General features: G+C 49.2%; 17 protein-coding genes. 5 read left to right on the top strand and 12 right to left on the bottom strand.

What is annotated here, in order from left to right; genetic code table 11:
* The first annotated feature begins 226 nt into the window (after positions 1-226).
* Positions 227-568: a DUF3221 domain-containing protein gene (locus DEALDRAFT_RS01760; RefSeq protein WP_008514277.1), complete on the top strand. Its 342-nt coding sequence runs from the start codon at positions 227-229 to the stop codon at positions 566-568.
* Positions 569-607: 39 nt separating this feature from the next.
* On the opposite strand, the gene hepT is transcribed toward DEALDRAFT_RS01760, so the two are convergent.
* The 5 genes from hepT to DEALDRAFT_RS01735 form a co-directional block, all read right to left on the bottom strand.
* Positions 608-1,039 (bottom strand): type VII toxin-antitoxin system HepT family RNase toxin, encoded by a 432-nt coding sequence (hepT, locus tag DEALDRAFT_RS01755; RefSeq protein WP_008514276.1) that lies wholly within the window; start codon positions 1,037-1,039, stop codon positions 608-610.
* Entirely contained in the window at positions 1,029-1,460 is a 432-nt protein-coding gene (mntA, locus tag DEALDRAFT_RS01750; protein ID WP_008514275.1) for a type VII toxin-antitoxin system MntA family adenylyltransferase antitoxin, read from the bottom strand. Before mntA ends, hepT begins: the two co-directional genes overlap by 11 nt.
* A gap of 82 nt (positions 1,461-1,542) precedes the next feature.
* Entirely contained in the window at positions 1,543-4,752 is a 3,210-nt protein-coding gene (locus DEALDRAFT_RS01745) for a UvrD-helicase domain-containing protein (protein WP_008514274.1), read from the bottom strand.
* A complete protein-coding gene (locus DEALDRAFT_RS01740; RefSeq protein WP_008514273.1) occupies positions 4,745-7,759 on the bottom strand; it encodes a PD-(D/E)XK nuclease family protein in 3,015 nt (1,004 codons plus the stop codon). The genes DEALDRAFT_RS01745 and DEALDRAFT_RS01740 overlap by 8 nt, the downstream gene beginning before the upstream one ends.
* 145 nt (positions 7,760-7,904) lie before the next feature.
* Positions 7,905-8,390 (bottom strand): hypothetical protein, encoded by a 486-nt coding sequence (locus DEALDRAFT_RS01735; protein ID WP_243441120.1) that lies wholly within the window; start codon positions 8,388-8,390, stop codon positions 7,905-7,907.
* A 247-nt stretch (positions 8,391-8,637) separates the two neighbouring features.
* Here DEALDRAFT_RS01735 and DEALDRAFT_RS01730 point away from each other — a divergent pair, with 247 nt between their 5' ends.
* A complete protein-coding gene (locus DEALDRAFT_RS01730) occupies positions 8,638-9,780 on the top strand; it encodes a hypothetical protein (protein WP_040378261.1) in 1,143 nt (380 codons plus the stop codon).
* Positions 9,781-9,819: 39 nt separating this feature from the next.
* On the opposite strand, the gene DEALDRAFT_RS01725 is transcribed toward DEALDRAFT_RS01730, so the two are convergent.
* The 6 genes from DEALDRAFT_RS01725 to DEALDRAFT_RS01700 all read right to left on the bottom strand — a co-directional run bounded on the left by DEALDRAFT_RS01725 (position 9,820) and on the right by DEALDRAFT_RS01700 (position 16,364).
* Positions 9,820-10,071 carry a spore coat protein gene (locus DEALDRAFT_RS01725; RefSeq protein WP_008514269.1) on the bottom strand — a complete coding sequence of 84 codons (252 nt, stop codon included), beginning with the start codon at positions 10,069-10,071 and terminating at the stop codon, positions 9,820-9,822.
* A gap of 19 nt (positions 10,072-10,090) precedes the next feature.
* The gene (locus DEALDRAFT_RS01720; protein WP_008514267.1) at positions 10,091-10,276 is read right to left on the bottom strand and encodes a hypothetical protein; all 186 of its coding nucleotides are present in this window, start codon (positions 10,274-10,276) and stop codon (positions 10,091-10,093) included.
* 290 nt (positions 10,277-10,566) lie between these two features.
* Positions 10,567-12,498 (bottom strand): DUF294 nucleotidyltransferase-like domain-containing protein, encoded by a 1,932-nt coding sequence (locus DEALDRAFT_RS01715; RefSeq protein ID WP_040378260.1) that lies wholly within the window; start codon positions 12,496-12,498, stop codon positions 10,567-10,569.
* A gap of 125 nt (positions 12,499-12,623) precedes the next feature.
* Positions 12,624-14,267, bottom strand: coding sequence for a nuclease-related domain-containing DEAD/DEAH box helicase (locus DEALDRAFT_RS01710; RefSeq protein ID WP_008514264.1), 1,644 nt, complete (start codon positions 14,265-14,267; stop codon positions 12,624-12,626).
* 164 nt (positions 14,268-14,431) lie between these two features.
* The gene (locus DEALDRAFT_RS01705) at positions 14,432-14,884 is read right to left on the bottom strand and encodes a hypothetical protein (protein WP_008514262.1); all 453 of its coding nucleotides are present in this window, start codon (positions 14,882-14,884) and stop codon (positions 14,432-14,434) included.
* 256 nt (positions 14,885-15,140) lie between these two features.
* Positions 15,141-16,364, bottom strand: coding sequence for a PQQ-dependent sugar dehydrogenase (locus DEALDRAFT_RS01700; RefSeq protein WP_008514261.1), 1,224 nt, complete (start codon positions 16,362-16,364; stop codon positions 15,141-15,143).
* Positions 16,365-16,533: 169 nt separating this feature from the next.
* On the opposite strand from DEALDRAFT_RS01700, the gene DEALDRAFT_RS01695 reads away from it, so the two are divergent.
* A complete protein-coding gene (locus DEALDRAFT_RS01695) occupies positions 16,534-17,811 on the top strand; it encodes a Glu/Leu/Phe/Val family dehydrogenase (RefSeq protein ID WP_008514259.1) in 1,278 nt (425 codons plus the stop codon).
* Between the two features lie 36 nt (positions 17,812-17,847).
* Here DEALDRAFT_RS01695 and htpG read toward each other — a convergent pair whose 3' ends face one another.
* On the bottom strand, positions 17,848-19,713 hold the full coding sequence (htpG, locus tag DEALDRAFT_RS01690) for a molecular chaperone HtpG (protein WP_008514258.1): 1,866 nt from the start codon (positions 19,711-19,713) through the stop codon (positions 17,848-17,850).
* A 233-nt stretch (positions 19,714-19,946) separates the two neighbouring features.
* Here htpG and DEALDRAFT_RS01685 point away from each other — a divergent pair, with 233 nt between their 5' ends.
* Entirely contained in the window at positions 19,947-20,411 is a 465-nt protein-coding gene (locus DEALDRAFT_RS01685) for a small multi-drug export protein (RefSeq protein WP_008514257.1), read from the top strand.
* Positions 20,412-20,493: 82 nt separating this feature from the next.
* Positions 20,494-20,760, top strand: coding sequence for a hypothetical protein (locus DEALDRAFT_RS01680; protein WP_008514256.1), 267 nt, complete (start codon positions 20,494-20,496; stop codon positions 20,758-20,760).
* Positions 20,761-20,789: the final 29 nt, after the last annotated feature.

Raw genomic sequence — 20,789 nt, 5'->3', positions numbered from 1 at the left:
AACACAAAAAGGGAAAAACTTATGGCGGCCAAAAGTCCACAATTACAGAAAATGAGCTGGTTAACAAATGACCCGCCCATGGTACGATTATTATGCAATTTTGTATCCCGCTTAATCGTCCTTCTGAAATAGCATGCTACCTTACAGGCTCTATGGAGTAATGTATCCACAGAGGCCTGGAACAAACTTAAAATATATTTAGTCCAATAAACCAGGGGGTGTTTCTATGAAGAAAATTTGTGTTTTGGTTATCTGTGTGGCGATTTTTATCATGGTGGCAGGGTGCAATCGATTTATTGAAGGCACTGATTTTACCGCCACAGTGCTTGAGAATGAGGACACTTCATTATTGGTGGAACCTGATGAGGGCTCTGCTGAATTAAGCTCTGCGGACCGTATTTTTGTTTACGTCGGTGAGGCGGAACTGGTGGATGCTCAAGGCAGAGAAATATCTGTTGGGGATATAGAAAGCGGAATGCGGGTCGAGATTTATTACACAGGCGGTGTTGCCGAGAGCTATCCGGCACAGATTCACGGAGCTTATAAAGTTAGGCTACTGGAAAACTAATCGAGCTCTTCTGAATACTTATAGGGAAAAATGGTCCGTCTATTTTTGCGGATTGCTAAAATTGTTTTTGGCTATTGATTTAAGAAAGCGGGAAAAATCCTGTAGATTTTCCTGTAGTATCTTGTATACTTCCTTTTCATTGATGTCGTGATAGAGATCTACAACTCTGTTGCGAAACTTAATCATTTTAGTAAACAGTTCTTCTTCTGCTTCTGAGAAATATCCTTTTTCCCGTAACAACCTGATGGAATCAGCGCTTTTATCAGGAGTGCCCCAGCGATTTCTGGCAATGATATGGTTGGAGATGTCCAACATTGCTTCAATGGAAACCTGTAACAGGTGCTTTGCTGTTTCTATATTACGAAAGTCTTCAATAAACTCCTGTGACGACAGTTGCTTTAGGTAAGCCAGCTTCTCGAGATTGGCTTCAATGTATTGAACTTTTTTGCGTAGCACGTCTTTATTCACCATCCCGGTACGCCTCCCTAAAGGACTGATCATAAACCCGATTAAACTTGTGAAGGGTGATGGCATAATCCTGGTAATATTTTATAACTTTCTCTATAAAATCACAGGTTGCAATATAGTCGCGTTCATAGATGATTTTACCTTCGGAAATTACATTAAACTGAAGCGATAATGGTGCTTTATTCAGATTTACCAAGTCCACCCTGTCTGTGTCCAAAGCGATTGAAAGCTTACTTAGCAGATCTGCTTCATCGTCAACAGATACCTTTTTATTAAAGTAGACGGCAAAATCAATATCACTGAGAGGCGTTTGATACTCTGTACCGTAGGAGCCGAATAAAAATACTGTTTGCACATGGGGTAGTGCAGGAAACAGTTCACGCAAGGCCAAGAGTTTGTCATCTAATTTCAGCATTTCCGACATAAACCCACCTCCAGTTACCATAATTATATCAGGGAAAAACAGGAAGAGCAAAAACATTTCAGTTCAAGTCAACAGCCTAATCCTATATAGATGCATAAAACATTTCATCTATCAGCAGAATACCTTTAGCTTTTACCCTCTCCCCCGTCATCTCTTCCCACCTTTTGGCGTATTCTTTTAGCTGCGGGGTGTAGTAGTTGACTAATTCCTGGCGGTGGACATCGTCGCGGACTGTGTCGGTTTTGTAGTCTACCAGGACCCAGCCTTCTGCTTCGCGGAAGGCCAGATCAATGGTGCCGGTGAGGTAGTGGTCATTTTCGTAGATGCCAAAAGGTATTTCGGTGTGCTTTTCGGAGGCGCTTTGCACGCGCTGCCAAAATGGTGTTTCTGTTATTTCTTGAAGAAGTGTAAGCACTTCTTCTTTTTCATCTTCAGCGCGTCCTTCCTGCTGCAGTAATTGGGGAATCAGGGCTTCCAGGTCTATGTTTTCGTACTTAACCAGGGCTTCTAGAGCATTGTGGATTACGTTACCCCAGCTCATACCGCGGCCGGTGTGCCGGCGTTCGGGAGCTTGGGCGTCTTTGGTTAGGTCCGTTACCGTGCAGCGGGTATAGGTGGGGGTAATTACCCGGGCAATGTTTTCCTGGATTTGTTGGTTTACGGCTTGGAGGGTTTCCGGTGTGATCTGGGTTTGCGGTTCTTCTTTTGCAGGCAGTTGCACTTGGGGGATGTCCAGGGTTGGGATGCTTTCCATGAATTCTTCCAAAGGGTGCCAGGGGCTTTTGTCTGCTTTGGCCGGGTAGGTGCTGATGATGAGGATGTTTTTGGCGCGGGTGGCGGCAACATAGAGCAGGCGTGCTTCCTCTGCCTGTTGGTAGAGGGTTTCTTCGGCTTGGTGTACTTCCCAGTTGGTGGGTTGGGCAAATATTTCGGAAGCGTAGTTTTCCCGTTTGCTGATTTGCAGGTAGCCCTTTGGGGTTCCTGATGTGCGGGAGACGTGGAGGTTTGGTTCGCGGGTGACCGTTTTTCCGGGGTTAGCCAGAAAGACTACCGGTGCTTCCAGCCCTTTTGCTTTGTGCAGGTTCATGATGCGCACCGCCGGGGCGATGCCCGCTTCCACGTCCAGCTCCTCTTCCATGCCCGCTTCCAATAGCTCACTGATAAAATCTACGGTGGCGGGGAAGGTGGTTTGGCCGTTTTGTTCGCGGCTGCGGATTAGCTCCAGGAGCTGGAGAATATAGCCGGTGCGGCCTTTGCCCATGCTGCCGGCCAAGGCATAGGGAATTAAGCCCAGGTCGGAAATGATGTTTTCAATGGCACTGCTGGGCGGCAACTCGCGGGTCCAGGCGCGGTATTGTTGGAGTTTTTCCCAGATGGGGATGAAGCTTTCTACTGTGGGGTCGTCGGGGATTGGGGAAAGTAAACAGAAACGGCCGTTTGCTTTCTTTAGCCGGTAGAGGTCCTCATCGCTTACGCCAAAGAACAGGCCGCGGAGCGTGGCCACCAGAGGCACCGGGTTGTCCGGGTCGGCCAGGGCTTGTAGAAGGAGATGTAATTCCTGTAGTTCCCGGGAAGCGGCGATGTCGCTGGCGCCGGAGAGGGAAAACGGGATGTTGTACTCTTCTAAGGCGCGGGCGTAGAGAGACATGTAGTCTTTATAGCGCACCAGGATTAAGAAATCGTTTGGTGATGGTGTGGCAGACAGGCCTGCCTGTTCTTCCTCGGCGGTGCGGGTCAGGGTTACGTTTCCGTCCAGGCAAGTGCGTATCCAGGCGGCGATGCGGGCGGCGTCTTCTGAGACGATGGTTTCCTGTTTGTGGTAGGTGATACCGGGGATTTCAATTTTAAAGATTCCGCCGGTGTTGTCCGGGTGGTTTTTACGGACGGGCTGCATGGGAACGGCGTCTGCCTGGTATGGAGCAACCGATTGGGTCAGGAGGTCATCAAAGACCGGATTGACCCAGTCAATGATTTCAGTAAGGGAGCGGAAATTGGCGGTGAGGTGTAATACTTCACCGTTTGCTTTTTTTATCAGGTCTTTAACCCGGTTGTAGGTGTCGATGTCGGCGCGGCGAAAGCGGTAGATGGACTGTTTAGGGTCCCCCACCACAAAGAGGGCGCCGGGTTTAGGCGAGATTTTGGTCCAGTCGGTTTCAGTGAGGTCACAACCGGTGAGAAACATCATGATTTCAGCCTGGATGGGGTCGGTATCCTGGAATTCGTCTACTAACAGATGGGTGTAGCGGTTTTGGAAATAGCCGCGCACTTCACTGTTGTTTTTTAGCAGTGCGGCGGTGCGCATTAAAAGGTCCTGGAAGTTGACCTGGTTTTCCCTTTGGCGCACGGTTTGGAAATGGGCTACGGCGGGCAAGAGGAATTCCAAGAGATGGGGATAACGGTATTCCCACCACTGGCGGAGGGTGGGCTGGATGTCGCTTTCCCGGAAATGATCGAAAAAGGCCTGGATTTGTTTGGCGGTCTCTTTGGTGAGCCATTTTTTTTGCACTACTTTTTTCTTTTTGTTTAGTTTGGACAGCAGGCGAATCAGGTTGCGGTCATCACTTAAGTCAAAAAAGCGTCGCCAGCGCAGAGCCTGGCGCAACAGGCGCTGGAGTTGGTCCCAGCCTCCATCAGGGGGATTTAGCGGTAGTGCTGTTTCGGCTAAGAGCAAGAGATCGTTTAGGGATTTGCGGGCCGGGGCAAAGTCGGGGTATGATGCGGAAGTTGTGGCCAGTTCCACATCGGGATAGAGGGTTAGCTGGTGGTAGGCTTCTTTTAGGTCCTGGGGTGAGACATCTATTTGGCGGATTTGTTTTAAGAGTTGGGGTTGGGTAAAACGCACTTCCAGGAGGTACTCCTCCCAGGCGGTCTGGGCCAGGATCTTCTCTTCCAGTCCTTCAATTTCGGTAAAGTCCGGGGACATGCCCGCTTCCACCGGGCGCTCGCGCAAAAGCCGGGAACAAAAGGAATGGATGGTGCCTATAAAGGCGCGGTCCAGCTGGGAAAGAGCTGTTTCCAGGGTTTGTTTGGTGGTGGGGTCCGTTGTGCTTTGGTACTCCTTTTCCAGCTTTTCCTGAAAGCGCTCCCGCAGCTCACCGGCGGCTTTGCGGGTGAAAGTGACGGCGGCCATGTTTTCCATTTGGCATTGACCGGTAGAAATTAAGGCGGTCATGCGTTGGACCAGGCTGGTGGTTTTACCTGAGCCTGCACCCGCCTCCACCAGGAAGGTTTCAGTTAAGCGGGTTTTAATGGCCTGGCGGGCCTGTTCATCTTGGAGTTGTACCCTATTCATAGTCTTCTAACCCCCTCCAGGCATCCAGATCGGGATGCTCTTTTTTCTCTTTGGCTTGTATGCTTGCTTGTGGGTGTCTGCAGACAATTTTAAAATCACAGAAAGTGCAGCGGTTCTGGTCATCGGTGGCACAAAATGTGCCGGTGGCCACAATGTCCAGTCCTTGGCTGAGAAGCTCCAGGATCTGGTGGCGGTTGGCCTGCAGGCGGGCAAAGCGCTGGCCTTCCCCTTTGTCTGTGGGAAACAGGTAGCCGGAGGCTTCCACTTTTGCGTTGTGGTCTGTGCCGGACTGTTTGAGGATGGCTTCGGCGGCAAAGGCATAGAGGGCGTGTTGGATCTGGCGGCCCTGCTTAAATACTGCCTGTTCTTCGTAGCCGTAGGTGCTGCCGGTTTTAAAGTCCCAGACCTGGTAGAGGTTCTCTGCGGTGCCGTAGTCGATGCGGTCGATGCGGCCGCGGATGCGGATTTCTTTGCCGTCGGACAGGGTGACGGTAACCGGCTCGGAGAGGCCCAGTCCCGCTTCTTCTGCTTCCTGTTGGCCAAAACCAAAGGGCACTTCAAAGAAGGCGGGCTTGGTCTGGGCGGACTCTTCTACGCGCCAGAAGACTTCCAGGCCGCGGAGGAGCTCTTCTTTCTCGTGCTCAAAGACCATGTCGCTGGGCGGCGGCAGGGTTTGTTTGGTTTGATTGATGAGGTCTTCGGCTATGGATAGCAGTGTTTGTTTGTTGGGAGGCTGGGGGTTATCCGGGTTGTGTGTTTGGCGCAGGTAGGTGCAGTAGATGTCGTGGAGTAAGGAGCCGCGGGTTAAGGGGTCCAGCCAGGTGCCGGGATCGTACTCTGCATCCTCCGGTGGTTGGATGCGCAGTACGTAGCGCAGAAAGTAGCCGAAAGGACAGTTGGCCAGGTTTTCAAATTGGGTGGCAGACAGGGTCAGGGTTTGGGAAATGCGGGGATCGCGGTCCAAATCCGGGTCTACCCTGCCGTCATAAGGGGTAAAGTCGGTGCCTGCTCTGTGTTGGTGGGCTTCTAATCCGGAGGCAATGTGGGGATAACAGGCTGTTACCGTGTTAATGTTGTGGGCAGAGAGATTTTTAAGCGTGGTTGTTAACCACCATTCTTCCAGGGTGGTGAATTGGTCCGGTGATGGGGCCAGAAAGCCGGCCGGTGTGGTGAGTGATTCTTGTAGAGCGGAGTAGTCGGCGGTGGGGTTGTTGGTTTGCAGGCGGTGGGCCTGCAAAAGGATGGCGGCGGGGGAAGTATGGCGGCCTTCTACTGTATCGTAGGATGGGTAGCTGAGGATGATTTGGCCGCGGCGAGAAGACAGGTAGCGGGCCAGGCGGTATTGTCTTTTGGCAGGTTCGTGGGTCAGAAGGGATAATTCCGGGTGGATCTGCTCTCTTTCCTGGTCTAGAAGGACCGGATCCTGCAGGCCGGAGCCTGGGAAGTTGGCGTCCAGGCCCACCATGAAGGTTACCGGGCGGTGGGTAAAGGCTGCCTGGTTTAGGCCGGTGATGTGTAGGTGGCCCGGTTTAGGGGGTGAGGCGGCGGTGTGGAGAGTATCCAGGACCTGATGCAGGCGGCGCAGTGCTTCGCGCAAAGGGAGTGTGCCGCTGAAGGCGTGGGCTGCTTCGGTGAGGGTGTCCTGGATGGCGGCCAGTGCCAGGCCGTCTGTGGGGGAGCTGATGCGGGCGTAGGTGGAGGTGGTCTGGGAGATTCCCCGGCAAAGCTTAGGGAAGCTGACGTTACCGTCGGTGGCGTCGGGGATGCGGGAGAAGATTTGGGTTAGGGTTTGTTTTAGTGTAGATACATGCTCGGCTTGTTGGTGGAGATATTGGGCGTAGGGGTCGTTTCCTTCATTGGTGGCTGCGGTTGCTTTTTGCAGGATGGATTGATGAAGCGATTCTGTGCAGGGTATGTAGCGGCTGCGCTCCCAACCGATGTTTGCCTGGCGCAGCAGACGGGCTTGTGTGGTGGCTGAGGTCAGACGCATGTCGCCGCTGGTCATCAGTTGGTGAAGGATTAAAGAAGTGTAGCGCTCTTCTATCCAGCGGATTAACTGCAGGGTGAAGCGGCCCGGCCGGGTAAAGCCTAAGGGAATACCTTCGGCAAAGGTTACCGGTATGTTTTGGCTGGCTGTGATGGTTAAGATCAGGGGAATATATTTGGTGCTGGTGTGGCAGACTACGGCGTTATCTAAGGGGATGTTTTCTTGTTGCAGATGGCGCAGAACCTGACGGATTTCGTTTGTCTGACCGTAAGCACGCAGGATGGTAAGCTCCGGGGGTTGCGGTGAGTTTTGGGGGTCAAAGAGCCAGGACAGGGGGCTTTGGGGAGTAGGTTGTGGTGTGGTAAAAGTATGGCTGTGAGAATGGTTTAGGACTGGGTCCTGAGGGAGGATAATTTGCTTGTGGGATGTCAGGTGTTTGACAAAGGTCAGCTCCAGCGGTGATAGATCCAGGTCTTCGGGAATAAGGTAGTAAGGACTGCTGTTTGTTTTGGTTTGAAGGGCTATGTTATAGATGGTGGCGGCATCAGCCCAGTTTAGGGAGGATAGTTTTTCTTCCCAGAGAGTAAGGACTGTGATTATTTCCTGGCCTTTACAGGGGTCCACAAAGGATGATTCGTTTAGTTGGGAAGCAGTGATGCCGGTGAGGCGTAGTTCTTTGATGGTAGGGTAGAGTACTCGGGTCAGGGAGTTTTGGTTATGTAGTTCGGCAAAATATTGGAGTTGGGAGTTAGCCCGCATTTGTTGGAGGATTTCTTCTAAGAGGAACAGGAGTTGTCCTTCGGTGGGAATGGTTATGTTTTTGGTAAGTAGCATGGGTTTGGCCTGTTCTGTGGCCAGTTCCAAGGGTGTGACGGGACGCAGGTTTAGCCAGGGCACATTCTCTTTGCTCAGGCTCTCCAGGAGTTGATGGCCGGTGGAGAGAGTATTGCAGAGCAAAAGTTTTTCCTGGATTTTATGGGTCCGGCAGATTTGGGCCAGGGTTTTTAACAGGATGTTCATGGAAATCCCCCTTATGAAGATGTGGTAAAGATTATACCCTACGGGCAAGACATGCTTGTGTCCCAGATAAATAGCAATAATTACCTATTAATTCTTGGCTTGCAGTACGTTTCCCTCTCTGTTTGTGCAACAAAAAAAAGTGCCTTTAATGATACATGGCACTTTCCCTTTCCTGTGATTGTCGTAGTGCAGCTGTGTCCCTGATTTCCTCTGATGTATACTCTGTGGGTTGGAGATAATTATTTAGGGGCTTAGGATCAAACAGTGAAGCATGGCCCATTTTAGCCACCAGTGCTGTGGTAGTTATGCCATAAAGGGCGTGGCTGAACATGTATGCTAAATTACTTGCCGCATCTTTGGGTTTTACTTTATTGTTTGGGAAAACGCTAAGTAAGGCAGTTATTGTGGAGCCAACGGTTATTCCAGCCAGAACTCCTTTGGGAATTACATGGTCACGGCCTGTTTTAGATAGAAGATAGGTGGTTCCTATACCTCCTATTGATCCCAGGCCAAAATCAAAGAGTAGGCCCAACAACTGTCCGTTAACATTTGTAGCCTCTTTTTCTTTTGATACCCAGACACCTGCGGCGGTGGAGCGAAATGACCTTTTTGACAGCTTTTTACTGAGCATAAATTCATCCGATGCAGTTTTAATTACATTCCCAGCTAGCCCGGCAACCATGCCTAATATTATCCTGTCTCTGATTTTCATCTTTAGTTAGTTTAGTTCCTCTCCTTTTTTTTATTTTTGGCTACCAGCCAGACTTTATGCTTTTTAAAAATGGTACATATAGGTGGCCTTCCATTATCTTGGTTTTGCTAACATTTAGAATGAGTATTTGCAGTAACCACTGTACAGCAGGAGTTTTTTTCCTGAAGTGGAAAGTTTGAAAACAGGAGTGTATATGGAAAGGGTGATGCTCATGGATATGAAACTCTTTGGCTTCCTGTACAGCTATTATACCGTTGAAGTATATTTGCCATTATTAAAAAAGCATAATCCCATTATTCGGGTGGGTGACAGGGAATCGCTGAATCCGGATGTGGTGCCAATAAATTTGCGCAGGAAGTTAAGAGTTTTACATGAGATTTTGGAGCGGCCGGGCAATAATCAGGTGAATATCTTTGCTGAAGAGGGTACCGAAGTTATTCATAACGGGCATGTTGAAGCTTTGTTTGAGAAACTGGAGCAAAATGCCCGGAAATACTTGCGGGAGGGCTGGGGGTATACCATAAAGACCATCCTGGCTTTTCAGGAGCATACTCTGGTGGAAACAAAGGAGTTTCCCGGTGTACTTTTTAACTCCCTTGCTTTTTCATGCCCCGCTGGGCCTGCTGAGGATATCAGGGAATTATTAGAGGAATACGGGCCGGAGTTGGAGCAGGATCTAGCCAAAGCAGAACGATTACTTGAGGAACATGAAAAAAGGCCGATACTAAGTAAGCTGGAACAGTTAAAAAAGCTGTACGAAGAGATAAGAATTGGAGAGAAGTCTACCCGGTATGTTGATGAGATGCCGGACTTTATGGAAACAGAGATCCACAGACCGCCTAAGTTTACTGTTGGTCAGCAGTTTGATGACGGAGCCAGAAAGATTGAAGTGCTTGCTGTGGGGGACTGTCCCGATGCAGACAGTGTTTGGCATTATTTTATCAAGTTTAGTGAACATGACGGCAGTGGAATCTGGTATGAGTGCCGGGACCAGTTTCATTTGGAGTTATACCGGATTGCCGATTTGGATTGTGATCGACAGTGTTTGAATGAGACAGAACAGATTGTGCAGGATATTGTGCGTATGCATGGTGGGGCCATGTCTGAAGCTAATATGCCCTTTCCCGCAGAGCAACCGTTACAGTTGGCGCGGCCGCCCAGGTACAGGGCAAATCAGGTGGTGGGGAGAAAAAAAATCCTGGCGGTCTCCCCCTCTCTAAATTACAGCGGTTATTGGGCTTATTTTTGCAAGGAGAATGATGAGTATTTTGCAACCGATGAAGATGGAATGGCTTGGTCTCTGAGATAGTTAAAGCACGCCGGCTTGAAAACCTGGCGTGCTTTTGATTTAGCTTGGTTGGTTAAGCTGATTCTTGTATTGTTGTACCATTTGGTCGTTGGCTTGTTGGGCCGGCTGATAGAAACCTTTTTGAGTGGCTTTCTGCGCCAGTTGGAACTGGAACTGCTCATCTGAGTCCCTGATTTGCTGCAGCGCTTGCCTTAGCTGGGGATTAGAGCATTCGGAAATTGCTTTGGCGTAGTTACCTAGGCTGGCGTTAATTTGCGATAGGACATCATTTACCATATCTTTATCTTGCACTTAATTCCCTCCCTTTTGTTTAGCTTAAAAATTGCATTAACTTCTGTTTTGTCTGACGGGCACTGTTGGCAGATTGCTGGAACATTTGCTGAAACTCGGGATCTGTACACTGCTGCGCATAGCTTTCAAGCTTCTGAGCACCTGTTTCATGGGCACCGATTAGATGGCGCAGGTTCTCTAACTCCTGCTGGTTAATCTGAGCCAATCTCAAAACCCCTTTCTTTTTGTGGTGTGTTTTTCAGTAGTAGTATGCGGTAGAAATTTTTTTATATTCTTGGTGAAAAATTCTTTACAATGAAAGAAACCGCGGTCTCTGCCGCGGTTTTGAAAGGTGAGAGAACTGTGCAGGGAGGGGCACAGCCTCTAACAAGAAACTGGTTGCTTCTTGACACTCAATGTGAAGTGTAGGGACTTGCTATGTTGCTATTAATATAGCACATCCTGACGAATATTGCAATAATTTTCTGAAAATTTAGATATTAATATTTGCTTACGTTAATTGTACGCTTTAAAGGCGTGGCTGGTCAGGTTTTGCAGACGGTCTATCACGATAAAGGCTTCGCGCAAGGCCGCCTTTTCTCTTTTGGTCAGTTGGTTGGGATCGATGTAATTATCCGGCTCCTGGCCGGCGTTAAGCTGCAAAAGACTCTGCCAGATGCGAAAAGACATTAGCGTTTCATACGCCGAGGTCAGGGATTCGGCGTTGTCGGGGGAGAACACATTGCGTTTGGCCAGAGCATCTAAACGTTCCAAAGTATTGGTGGCGGTAATTTTTTCCCTGAGGGCAAAAATGCGCAGGCAATCCACCAGATGAACACTGGCCGATGCTTTCAGGTTAACCAGGCCCTGCTTCTCCCCTGTCTTCTCAGCAATAATTTGCTTAAAGAAGTTCAGGGGTACCCGGTGGCTAAGGTCATCTTGGGCCAGAAAATGCAGGACACTGGGAGATTCCTGGAATTTATTGATAACATACTTCCACAGCTTGTCACAAACTTTCTTTTCTCCGGAGATGTGGCGGAAATCCAGGAAAATGGTCATCAACCTGACGTTTTCCGGGTCCATTACATTAACCCATTTGGTGATGACTTTCATCCAGTCCCGCAGGGAACGGCACCACATGGGGTTGGAGGCCATGACATTGCCGGGGCATAAAGCAAACCCGCAGCGGTGCAGGCCGTCCACCACTTTTTCTCCCAGACGGAGAAAATAGGCGGCCACTTCCTCTTGTTTTTCCGCCGGCACGTTTTCATAAATAATACCGTTATCCTGATCGGTTTTGACAAACTGTTCCTGGCGCCCGCTGCTGCCCATGGATATCCAACTGTAGGCCACCGGCGGGGGGCCGTAGCCCTCATCTATCATCTCTTGCTCACAGATGCGGATTACCTTGCGGGTAAGTCGGTCAAAGAGTTGGGTAATAAGCTGCAGGATTTCCTTGCTGCTGGCGTTTTCCACCACCAGGCCTTCCAGTACCGCATCGGTTTTTTCACCGGTGCGAGCCAAATCTTCGATGGTATCCTGCAGTTCTATGTTTTTGGCAACCTTGAGCGCTGCGGTGCCGCGGGACTCAATCATGTCCCGGATTGTAATCATGCCGATGGCTTTGTCCTTTGCAGTGACCACCAGATGTTTAATGCTGTGCTCCACCATGGTTAACAGCGCTTCGTAATAAAAAGCATCGGATTTTACCGTCAGCAGGTTCTCACTCATAATATCCTCTGCTTTTAGTGATTTTACAAAGCAGCCTGCTGCCACCACTTTTTTTACCAGGTCTTTTTCAGTGATGATACCGATGGGTTTTTCATCCTGGTCGGTAACTATAATAGAGGAAACGTTTCTGGAGGTCATGGTGCGGGCCAAATCCGTTATCTCATTGCCGGACAGGCAGGTAATAACGGGAGCGGACATTAAATCAGCCACCCGTTTGTGCATGGGCTGGTCTATAACGTAGCCCGACGATGCTCCAGACATCTGGATATGGTAAATCAACCGCATTCTGGCGGTGAGGATTTTACTAAACTGGCTGGAGAATTCGGGGTGGCGGCTGAGGATGTTTTCAAAAATATCAAAGGGCAGTTTGAGCAGCGTGAGATCCTCCACTGCCCTTACCGAGGCAATGTAGGGGTCATCGGATAAAAAAGCGGTCTCGCCAAAAAAATCCCTGGGCTTGCGGGTGGCAACAACCGTCTCCCTGCTCTGTTCGTCCAGAATACTGATTTCAGCTAAACCACTGACCACCACAAACAAAGACTGCAGGGAATCATCTCCCTGGCGATAAACGTATTCCCCGGAGTGGAATTGCTTTACCTCCACATTTTCTACCAGGGTATTTAGGGTGTCGGTATCCAAACAGCTAAAAGGGTTTACCTGCTTTAATATCTCGGCCACATCGGTTTGTTGGCCTTTGAATAACAAAAATTTTTTCACTGCCACACGCCCCTTATAGTAATCAGAATATTCTTGCAATTATACTTTTATTATACCTGCCCAGCGGTCAACATACAAGGATAGTTTCCCAGGGAAAGAATATGGCGCGGTGAAAAGGAAACGGTTTAGGGTTTAATCTGTATGTGCTGATGGTGGAATACATACAGGAGGAAGCGGGCCCGGGAGCTGCCCACGTAGATATCGGCGGGGGTACAGGCCTGAGTCCCTTCTTTTATGCCAATAAGAAAGACAACATCTGCTTCCAGTCCTTTAAAAGAACGAATGGTGGAAAAGCGGATGGCGTTGGGGTTAACGTCGTTGATATCACCGATGGGCCAGCCTTTAAGGGACGCGGTTTCTGCCAGGCTGCTTTTTTCTTTTTTGTTGGGGGAAAGAATGGTGATGCGTTTGGGTTTTATACCCTGGCTTACCAGGCGGCCCCCCTCATCTTCGATGAGTTTCTTCTCTGCGGCAGCATCCTCCCAGACAAAAGTGCTGACTGGCATGCCGGCCTGCAGGCGGCTTTTTAGCGTCATATTTTTGGGAATAAAAGCAGCCAGCCAGTTATTGATGGCTTGAGTATTACGCAGGTTTTGCGTCAGACGGTGCCTGGACAGCGGCAGTTTATTAAGAAAAGAATTATCTTCTGTAAACAGGGATTGGCCGGGGTCGGCAAAGATATAGAAATGGCCGTCATCCTGCACCATGCTTTGCAGGCACATGAACCATTCTTCGTGAAAGTCCTGCCCTTCATCGACGATAAGGGCGGAAAACTTCTCTTGTTCAGGAAGAGAGGCGAAATAGTCGAAACCGGCTTCCGGTAATACTTCTGAGAAAAACTGTGACCATTGGGCCTGATCCTGCGGTACTGAAAGGGACGGGTTTTGCTCCTGCAGCGTACGCAGTAGGTAGTCATGGAAGTTGGCTACGGTTATTTTAGGTGAGTACAGTTCTTTGTTCATGTACCGAGCCAGATTTTTGTTAAAACAGGTCAGCAGTACCTGATGGCCGTCGGCGGCCAGTCGGTTGGCTTTTTCCATGGCCAAAAAAGTCTTGCCGGTTCCAGCGGAACCAAAAAAGATTTTTTGCCGGTCCAACTCCGTTTCGTCCAGGATGCGCTGCTGCTCTTCAGTGAGAAGCTTCTCTGCCTGACGGTTAAACTGTTCAATCTGTTGGTCTAAACGGACATAGATCTTAAAAGAAGGGCCAAGAACTTTATTAATCAGAATATCTGCCGCCTGCCGCTGCTGGACCATGCTTTCAGCATTAAACAGGATTAGTATTTTCTCCTCCATGGTGTCTAAGTCTGTCTGCAAAAAAATGCTGTTTTCATCCAGATCGGGCGGCAGAGTGCCGGAAATGGCATTGCAATGCGGAAAAGCTACGCCGTATTTAATTTTCAGGGGGAAGACTTCAGTGGGGGCGGTTTGCCTGTACTGTTCCCGGATGGCAAACATGGCGGTACGGGCCTGCTCCACCGGATTCTTAAGCGGTGCCCAGGTGCCGTTATGGTCGATTTGCCACTGGCCTTCTTTATATGCTACCTCCCCCTGCTTTACCTCCACCACCAGATAACCCAGTGCGGGATGAACAATAACAAAGTCCGCTTCCCGCAGTGCCTCGGCATGGCCGTGTTCCTCCGGGGTCAGAAACTTAAATGAGTAAAAGACAGTATACTCTTTGGGAAGACGGGCTGCGGCAGTATAGAATTGGCGCTCACCGTCATTTTCGATGGTTTGGGGGTCAAGATCGGGAATCATCCGGGCCATATGGCTCACCTCATTAAGTAATTAGGGGACGGTCCTATAAATAGGAATTCATTCCTAAGAGATTCCACATGCCGGTATTGTATCCCTTTAAGAAGTGGAGTGTTTGCAGGAAGTAAGTAAATAAGAGTACATCCCGGCTGGGTGTACTCTCATTATTAGCAGAATTATTGTGATACTTTATTATCTATCCTTTTGAGGATATAGGCCATCGTTAAGCCCCAAAGGGAAGCACTGATGAAGTTGGTCATAGCACTTTTTAGAGCAACTTCATCTAAATCCGGCAGCTGAAACAGGTAAGGAATGGAGAAGAATAATATCCAGGAAGTGGTGCCAAATAGCAACCCTTTAAAAAGGTGGCGTTGACTGTTAAGGCTGGGAAGGATATAGCGGGCAAAGATACCGCCAAGGACTCCCAGAAACACTGTTAGAACGCTTACCGCAAATACCAACTCTGCGGCTCCTTCTGTAGTCATGGACCCGAAAATAAAAAGTGCGATAAAATCTGACCAAACAATGGTAGTAAGGTCCAGGGCGCGCCCACTGAAATTAATTACCACAGGGACTATCCCTGCTAGAAATCCTGCCAGAAAACCGTTGGAAAATCTGTCTTTCATCATCTACCCCTCTTTGAAATTGTTACCTTAGTATGAATGGTTCCAGATGCAAAAGTTTTACTGGTTGAGTATCCGGAAAAGCTATAAGTGCAAATCAATTGCACAGACTGCCGGTTAATGCTCCCTGAGGGCATTAACCGGGTCATAATGGGCGAACACATTCTGTTTTCGGGCTACATAGCGAACATGCAATTCCTTTGTTGTGTGGAGACAATATGGCACAAAAGTGGGACAGTTGACCTGTCCCTCTGTCCCACTTTTATTGGTTTTGGGTTATGGTGTAGATTTTGCCGTTGTAGTCGGAGAGGTAGAGCTCGTTCTCTTCGGAGAGGCCAAAGGAAGTGATTTGCAGGTTTGTGTCGGCTAAGGTGGCGTTTATGGGGTAGGAGTTTTCGTCGTACCAGAGGGCCCAGATCATTCCGGTGACAAAGTCGCCGTAGATGTAGGCACCGTAGAGGTCCCCGAAGCGCTCACCCCGGTAGACATAGCCGCCGGTGATGGAACGGCCAATGGGGTGGTGATATTCAAAGACGGGCATTTCCAGGCCAAAGGTATCGCAATCGGTGGCCGGATCAAAACAAAGGCTGCCCTCCATGATGTTCCAGCCGTAGTTTTTGCCCTTTTCCACCAGGTTGATCTCTTCTACCCTGTCCTGGCCCACATCGGCCGCCCAGAGGTTTCCGGTGCGCTCATCAAAGCTGAAGCGCCAGGGATTGCGAAAACCGTAGGCGTAGATTTCTTCCCGGAAACCGCGGGTATTGCCGGCATACGGGTTATCCGGGGGTATGGCATATTTCTCATCTTCATCTTCGGTGTCAACATCGATACGCAGGATATTACCGTGCAGGGTGCTGCGGTCCTGGCCGTGGCCCTGGGGGTCTCCGGCGCCGCCGCCGTCGCCGGTGGCTATATAAAGGTAACCGTCGGGGCCAAAGGCCAGTTGGCCGCCGTTGTGGTTGTTGTAGGGTTGATCGAAGGTAAGGATTTGTTCTTCGCTGGCAGGGTCTGCGGCTTCGGGGTTCTCTTCGTCGATGCTAAAGCGGGCAATGACCGTATCTGTGGTATCGGTATAGTTAACATAGAAAAGGCCGTTTTCGGCAAAATCCGGGTGAAAGGCCAATCCTAAAAGGCCCTTTTCATAGGAGCTGTCATCGACACGGTCACTGATATCCAAAAACAGCTGGGATTCAGCGGCACCTTCTCCGGAAAGACTATGGATGCGGCCGCCCTGCTCCACCACAAAGATACGACCGGAGCTATCCTCGGCATTTTGAATATCCAGGGGACGGTCAAACTCTTGGCCGGAGAAAACTTCCTCCACGGTGTAGGGAAGCTCTTCTTCCGGGTACTGAGTATCCTCTTCTCCGTTTGGGGGATCGATGGGTGGGGTGGTATCTTCGGGCTCTTCGGGAGTCTGGCAGGCGCTAAGCATAGCCAGAAAAAGAAACACCACCAGCACCAGGTAGCGGGTTTTGTTGCGCATGATGCGGCCTCCTCACTTCTGTGGCAGGTTTCTGGTTAATTTATGGAGAAGTGTTGTTAAATCCTGCCTCTTTATAAAATGCAATGGTTTTTTAACATTCTGGCGATTGATGTTTGATAGGGTTAAATTATTAATTAGTTTGGCATAGCTTATTACAGGGGGGATGTACATGAAGGTTTGCGAAATTACAGGCAAGGAAAAAGTGAATACATATGAAGTGGCGCAGAGGCGGATTCGGGAAGCGGTGGCCCGGCTAGGTTTGGCAGAGGATGTGTATGAATGGCTGAAATCACCGGACAGAATTGTGGAAGCTTCCATACCGGTGGAAATGGATGACGGCAAAATCAAGGTGTTTACCGGCTACCGTTCACAGCATATGGATTTGTTGGGTCCTTATAAAGGGGGCATCCGCTTTCATCCCGATGTGGATGCCTATGAAGTAAAGGCTCTGTCCATCTGGATGACCCTTAAATGTGCGGTGGCCCGGGTACCTTTTGGCGGCGGTAAAGGGGCAGTGTCCTGCAATCCCAGGCAGATGTCGCAAAAAGAGCTGGAGCGGTTGAGTCGGCAATATATGCGCAGCATGGCTTCGTTTTTGGGCCCCCAAAGGGATATCCCGGCACCGGATGTGGGTACCAATGCACAGGTTATGGCCTGGATGGCAGATGAGTACGGCAAGATTCAGCAGTATAACGACTTTGGGGTTATCACCGGCAAACCTTTGGATATGGGGGGCTGTGTGGGCAGAAATACCGCCACGGCCCGCGGGGTGGTTTATGCCATTCGCGAAGCTGCCAAGGTTAAGGATCTTTCCATGAAAAGAGCCACTGCTGCGGTGCAGGGCTTTGGTAATGTTGGTTATTATACCGCAGTGTTTTTGGAAGATATGGGTACCACGGTGATTGCGGTTACCGACTCAGGTGGCGGAGCTTATAACCCGGCGGGACTGGATGTGGAAGCGCTGATGGAGTTTAAAAAGGAAACCGGTTCGGTCAAAGGCTTCCCTGAAAGTGAAGATATCGATTCCGATGCTTTGTTTGCCCTGGATTGTGACGTTATTGCGCCCTGTGCCATGGAAAATCAGATTACAAGGGATGTGGCCTGTAATGTCCAGGCAAAAATTATCGCCGAAGGGGCCAACGGGCCCACTACGCCGGAGGCAGATAAAGTACTGAAAGAAAACGGCGTGCTGGTGGTCCCCGATATTCTGGCCAACTGCGGCGGTGTGATTGTCTCCTACTTCGAGTGGGTACAGAACAATTACAACTACTACTGGACCGAAGAAGAAATTGAGGCGCGGCTGCAGATGAAAATGGTGGAAGCTTTCAACCATATCTACAATTACCAGTGTGAGTGTGAGGACAGTCCTGATATGCGGGAGGCAGCGTTTATGTATGCTATTCTGCGGCTGGCCAATGTGATGAAAACCAGAGGTTGGATTAACTAAATTAAGAGCCACTTTCTCAGGAAAGTGGCTCTTATGCTACATAATTTTGCAGATGTTGTTAGTGAAGCTTACCGGATCTTCTAGAGGCAGCCCTTCGATGAGCAGTGCCTGGTTGTAGAGCACGTCGGTGTAGAGTTCCAGTTTTTCCGGGTCCTGCTCGTAGGCATCTTTTAGGGATTTAAAGACCGGATGGTTAATATTGATTTCCAGGACTTTCTCTGCTTTAATGTTGGGGTTGTTGGGCATGGCGCTGAGGACTTTTTCCATTTCAATGGTTACGTCCCCTTCGGTGGCCAGGCAGACCGGATGGTTTTTCAGCCTTTGGGAGGGCTTAACATCTGTTACTTTGTCTTTTAAGAGCTCTTTCATTTTGGCAAACATGTCCTGGTGAGCCTGGTCTTCGGAATCGTTTTCTTCCTGTTCAATGCCCAGATCACCGCTGGAGACCGATTTAAACTCTTTTTCCTGGTACTGGCGCAGCATTTTAATGGCGAATTCATCCACATCATCGGTGAAGTAGAGAATTTCATAGCCTTTGTCGGCCACCAGCTCGGTTTGCGGCATCTTGTCTATTTTTTCAATGGATTCTCCCGAAGCGTAGTAGATGTATTTTTGTTCTTCGGGCATGCGGGAGACATATTCATTTAAGGTTACCATTTTCTTTTCCGTGGAGGAATAGAACATTAACAGATCCTGCAGGTCTTCTTTATTGGCGCCGAAATCGCTGTAGACGCCGTATTTTAGTTGGCGACCGAAGGCTTCATAGAATTTCTCGTACTTCTCCCTGTCGTTTTCCAGCAGGTTTTTCAACTCATTTTTGATTTTAGTTTTGAGATTTTTGGCGATGAGCTTTAGCTGCCGGTCATGCTGCAGCATTTCCCGGGAGATGTTTAAAGATAAGTCTTCTGAGTCCACCATGCCTTTGACGAAACTGAAGTAGTCGGGCAGGAGGTCTGCGCATTTGTTCATGATTAACACGCCGTTGGAGTAGAGCTCCAGACCCTTTTCGTATTCTTTGGTGTAGTAGTCAAAGGGAATTGTCTCAGGGATAAAAAGGATTGCTTTGTAGCTAATGGTGCCCTCGGCGCTGATGTGGATATAGCGCAGCGGTTTGTCAAAGCCGTAGCGCTTTTCCGTATAGAAGTTTTCGTAGTCCTCTGCACTTAATTCGCTTTTATTCTTCTTCCAGATGGGAATCATGCTGTTGACGATTTCTTCTTCGGTGTACTGTTCGTATTCGTCCTCGCTGCCTTCTTTGGGCTTGGACTTGGTCAAGTCCATCTTAATGGGGTAGCGGATAAAGTCGGAATACTTTTTAACGATGGACTTTAACCTGTACTCTTCCAGGAACTGGTCGAAGTCTTCGTCTTCGGTATTTTCTTTGATTTTTAAGATTACATCGGTTCCCACCGCTTCTTTAGCGGCGGGCTCCATGGTGTAGCCGTCAATGCCGTTGGATTCCCATTTGCAGGCCTGGTCGCTGCCCAAGGCCCGGCTGATCACAGTGACGTTGTCCGCCACCATAAAGGCCGAATAAAAGCCTACGCCAAACTGGCCGATGATATCGTAGCCTTCCTTGGCTTTGTTTTCTTTTTTAAAGGCCAAAGAGCCGCTTCTGGCGATAACGCCCAGATTTTCTTCCAGCTCCTTGTCGGTCATGCCGATGCCGGTGTCGGAAATCTTAACGATTCTGTTTTCCTTATCAATGGAAATTTTGATGTAATAATCGTCCTTGTTAAACTGCAGATTTTCATCTGTCAGGGCGCGGTAATAAATTTTGTCAATGGCATCACTGGCATTGGAGATTAACTCGCGCAAAAAAATCTCCTTATGGGTGTAAATAGAGTTGACCATCAGCTCCAGCAGTCGTTTGGACTCGGCCTGGAATTCTTTTTTTACCACTATAAACTCCCCCTTCGTCTGTTTTTTTTCTGTGGCGCTAGTATTTTATATAGCAAAAGTCTGCCACATTGTCAATATTCTGGGACACGGGGACCCTCTGCGAGGACAGGCAGGTCCAACTGTCCCACTTTTCTATTCTCTCCAACATAATTTACTTGCACTTTTTGCTGATTGGATTTATAGTACTATTTGGGCAATTCAGCAGCACTAATACTTTTTCATAGGAGTTAATAATGAACTGGCTGATTACTATTGGGGAATATTTGCTGATTTTTGTTTTGGCAGCCGTTCCCTGGTTTGAAATATTAATAGTGATTCCCATTGGGATTGTGCGGGGATTAAACCCGGTGCTGGTTGGCGTGAGCGCCTTTGTGGGTAACTTTCTCACCGTATTTCTCCTGATTGTTTTTTATGAAAAATACCGCACTTGGCGGACCGCCAAGAAAGATTCTTCCCAAGAGAAGCCGGTCTCCAAACGGGTGGTTCGCGCCCGGGAGATTGCGGCAAAATATGGTTTGCCCGGCCTGGCGCTTTTGGGCCCACTGGCCACAGGGGCGCATCTGGCGGCGTTTATCGGCCTGTCCTGCGGTTCTGAAAAGCGTGCCACCATCTATTGGATGACACTAAGCCTTTGTCTCTGGACTGTGGCCATTACCGCGGCCACGTACCTGGGATTTGATTTGTTTGGCAGCGCCTGACCATTGCCATAATATGCCATTGTCAACAGAGCTTATTGCGTGTAAAGTAAAAGAAGAACTTAGGGATGCGGAGGCGTTTTCTTTGCAGTTTGTAATCTCTGTGGCGGTGGCCATGCTGGCCTTTGGCCTAAATGTTCCACTGGGCATGTGGCGCGTGACTACCAGGAAGTTTACTGTACAGTGGTTTGTGGCCATTCATTTGGCTGTGCCCCTGATTTATCTGATTCGGAGCAGTTCCGGCATCCCTGCCTGGATGGCGCCTGTTCTTATTGCCGCCGCCGTTTTAGGCCAACTGGCGGGAGGCATTTTAAAAAATGCCCGGCCGCAGCCCCATGACAAAACTATGTAACCGCTATAAAACCCCAATCTTTTTGATTG

It is taken from the genome of Dethiobacter alkaliphilus AHT 1 (assembly GCF_000174415.1).
GTDB lineage: Bacteria > Bacillota > Dethiobacteria > Dethiobacterales > Dethiobacteraceae > Dethiobacter > Dethiobacter alkaliphilus.
The sequence above is the reverse complement of the archived record's forward strand: the minus strand, read 5'-3'. Positions and strand labels throughout refer to the sequence as shown.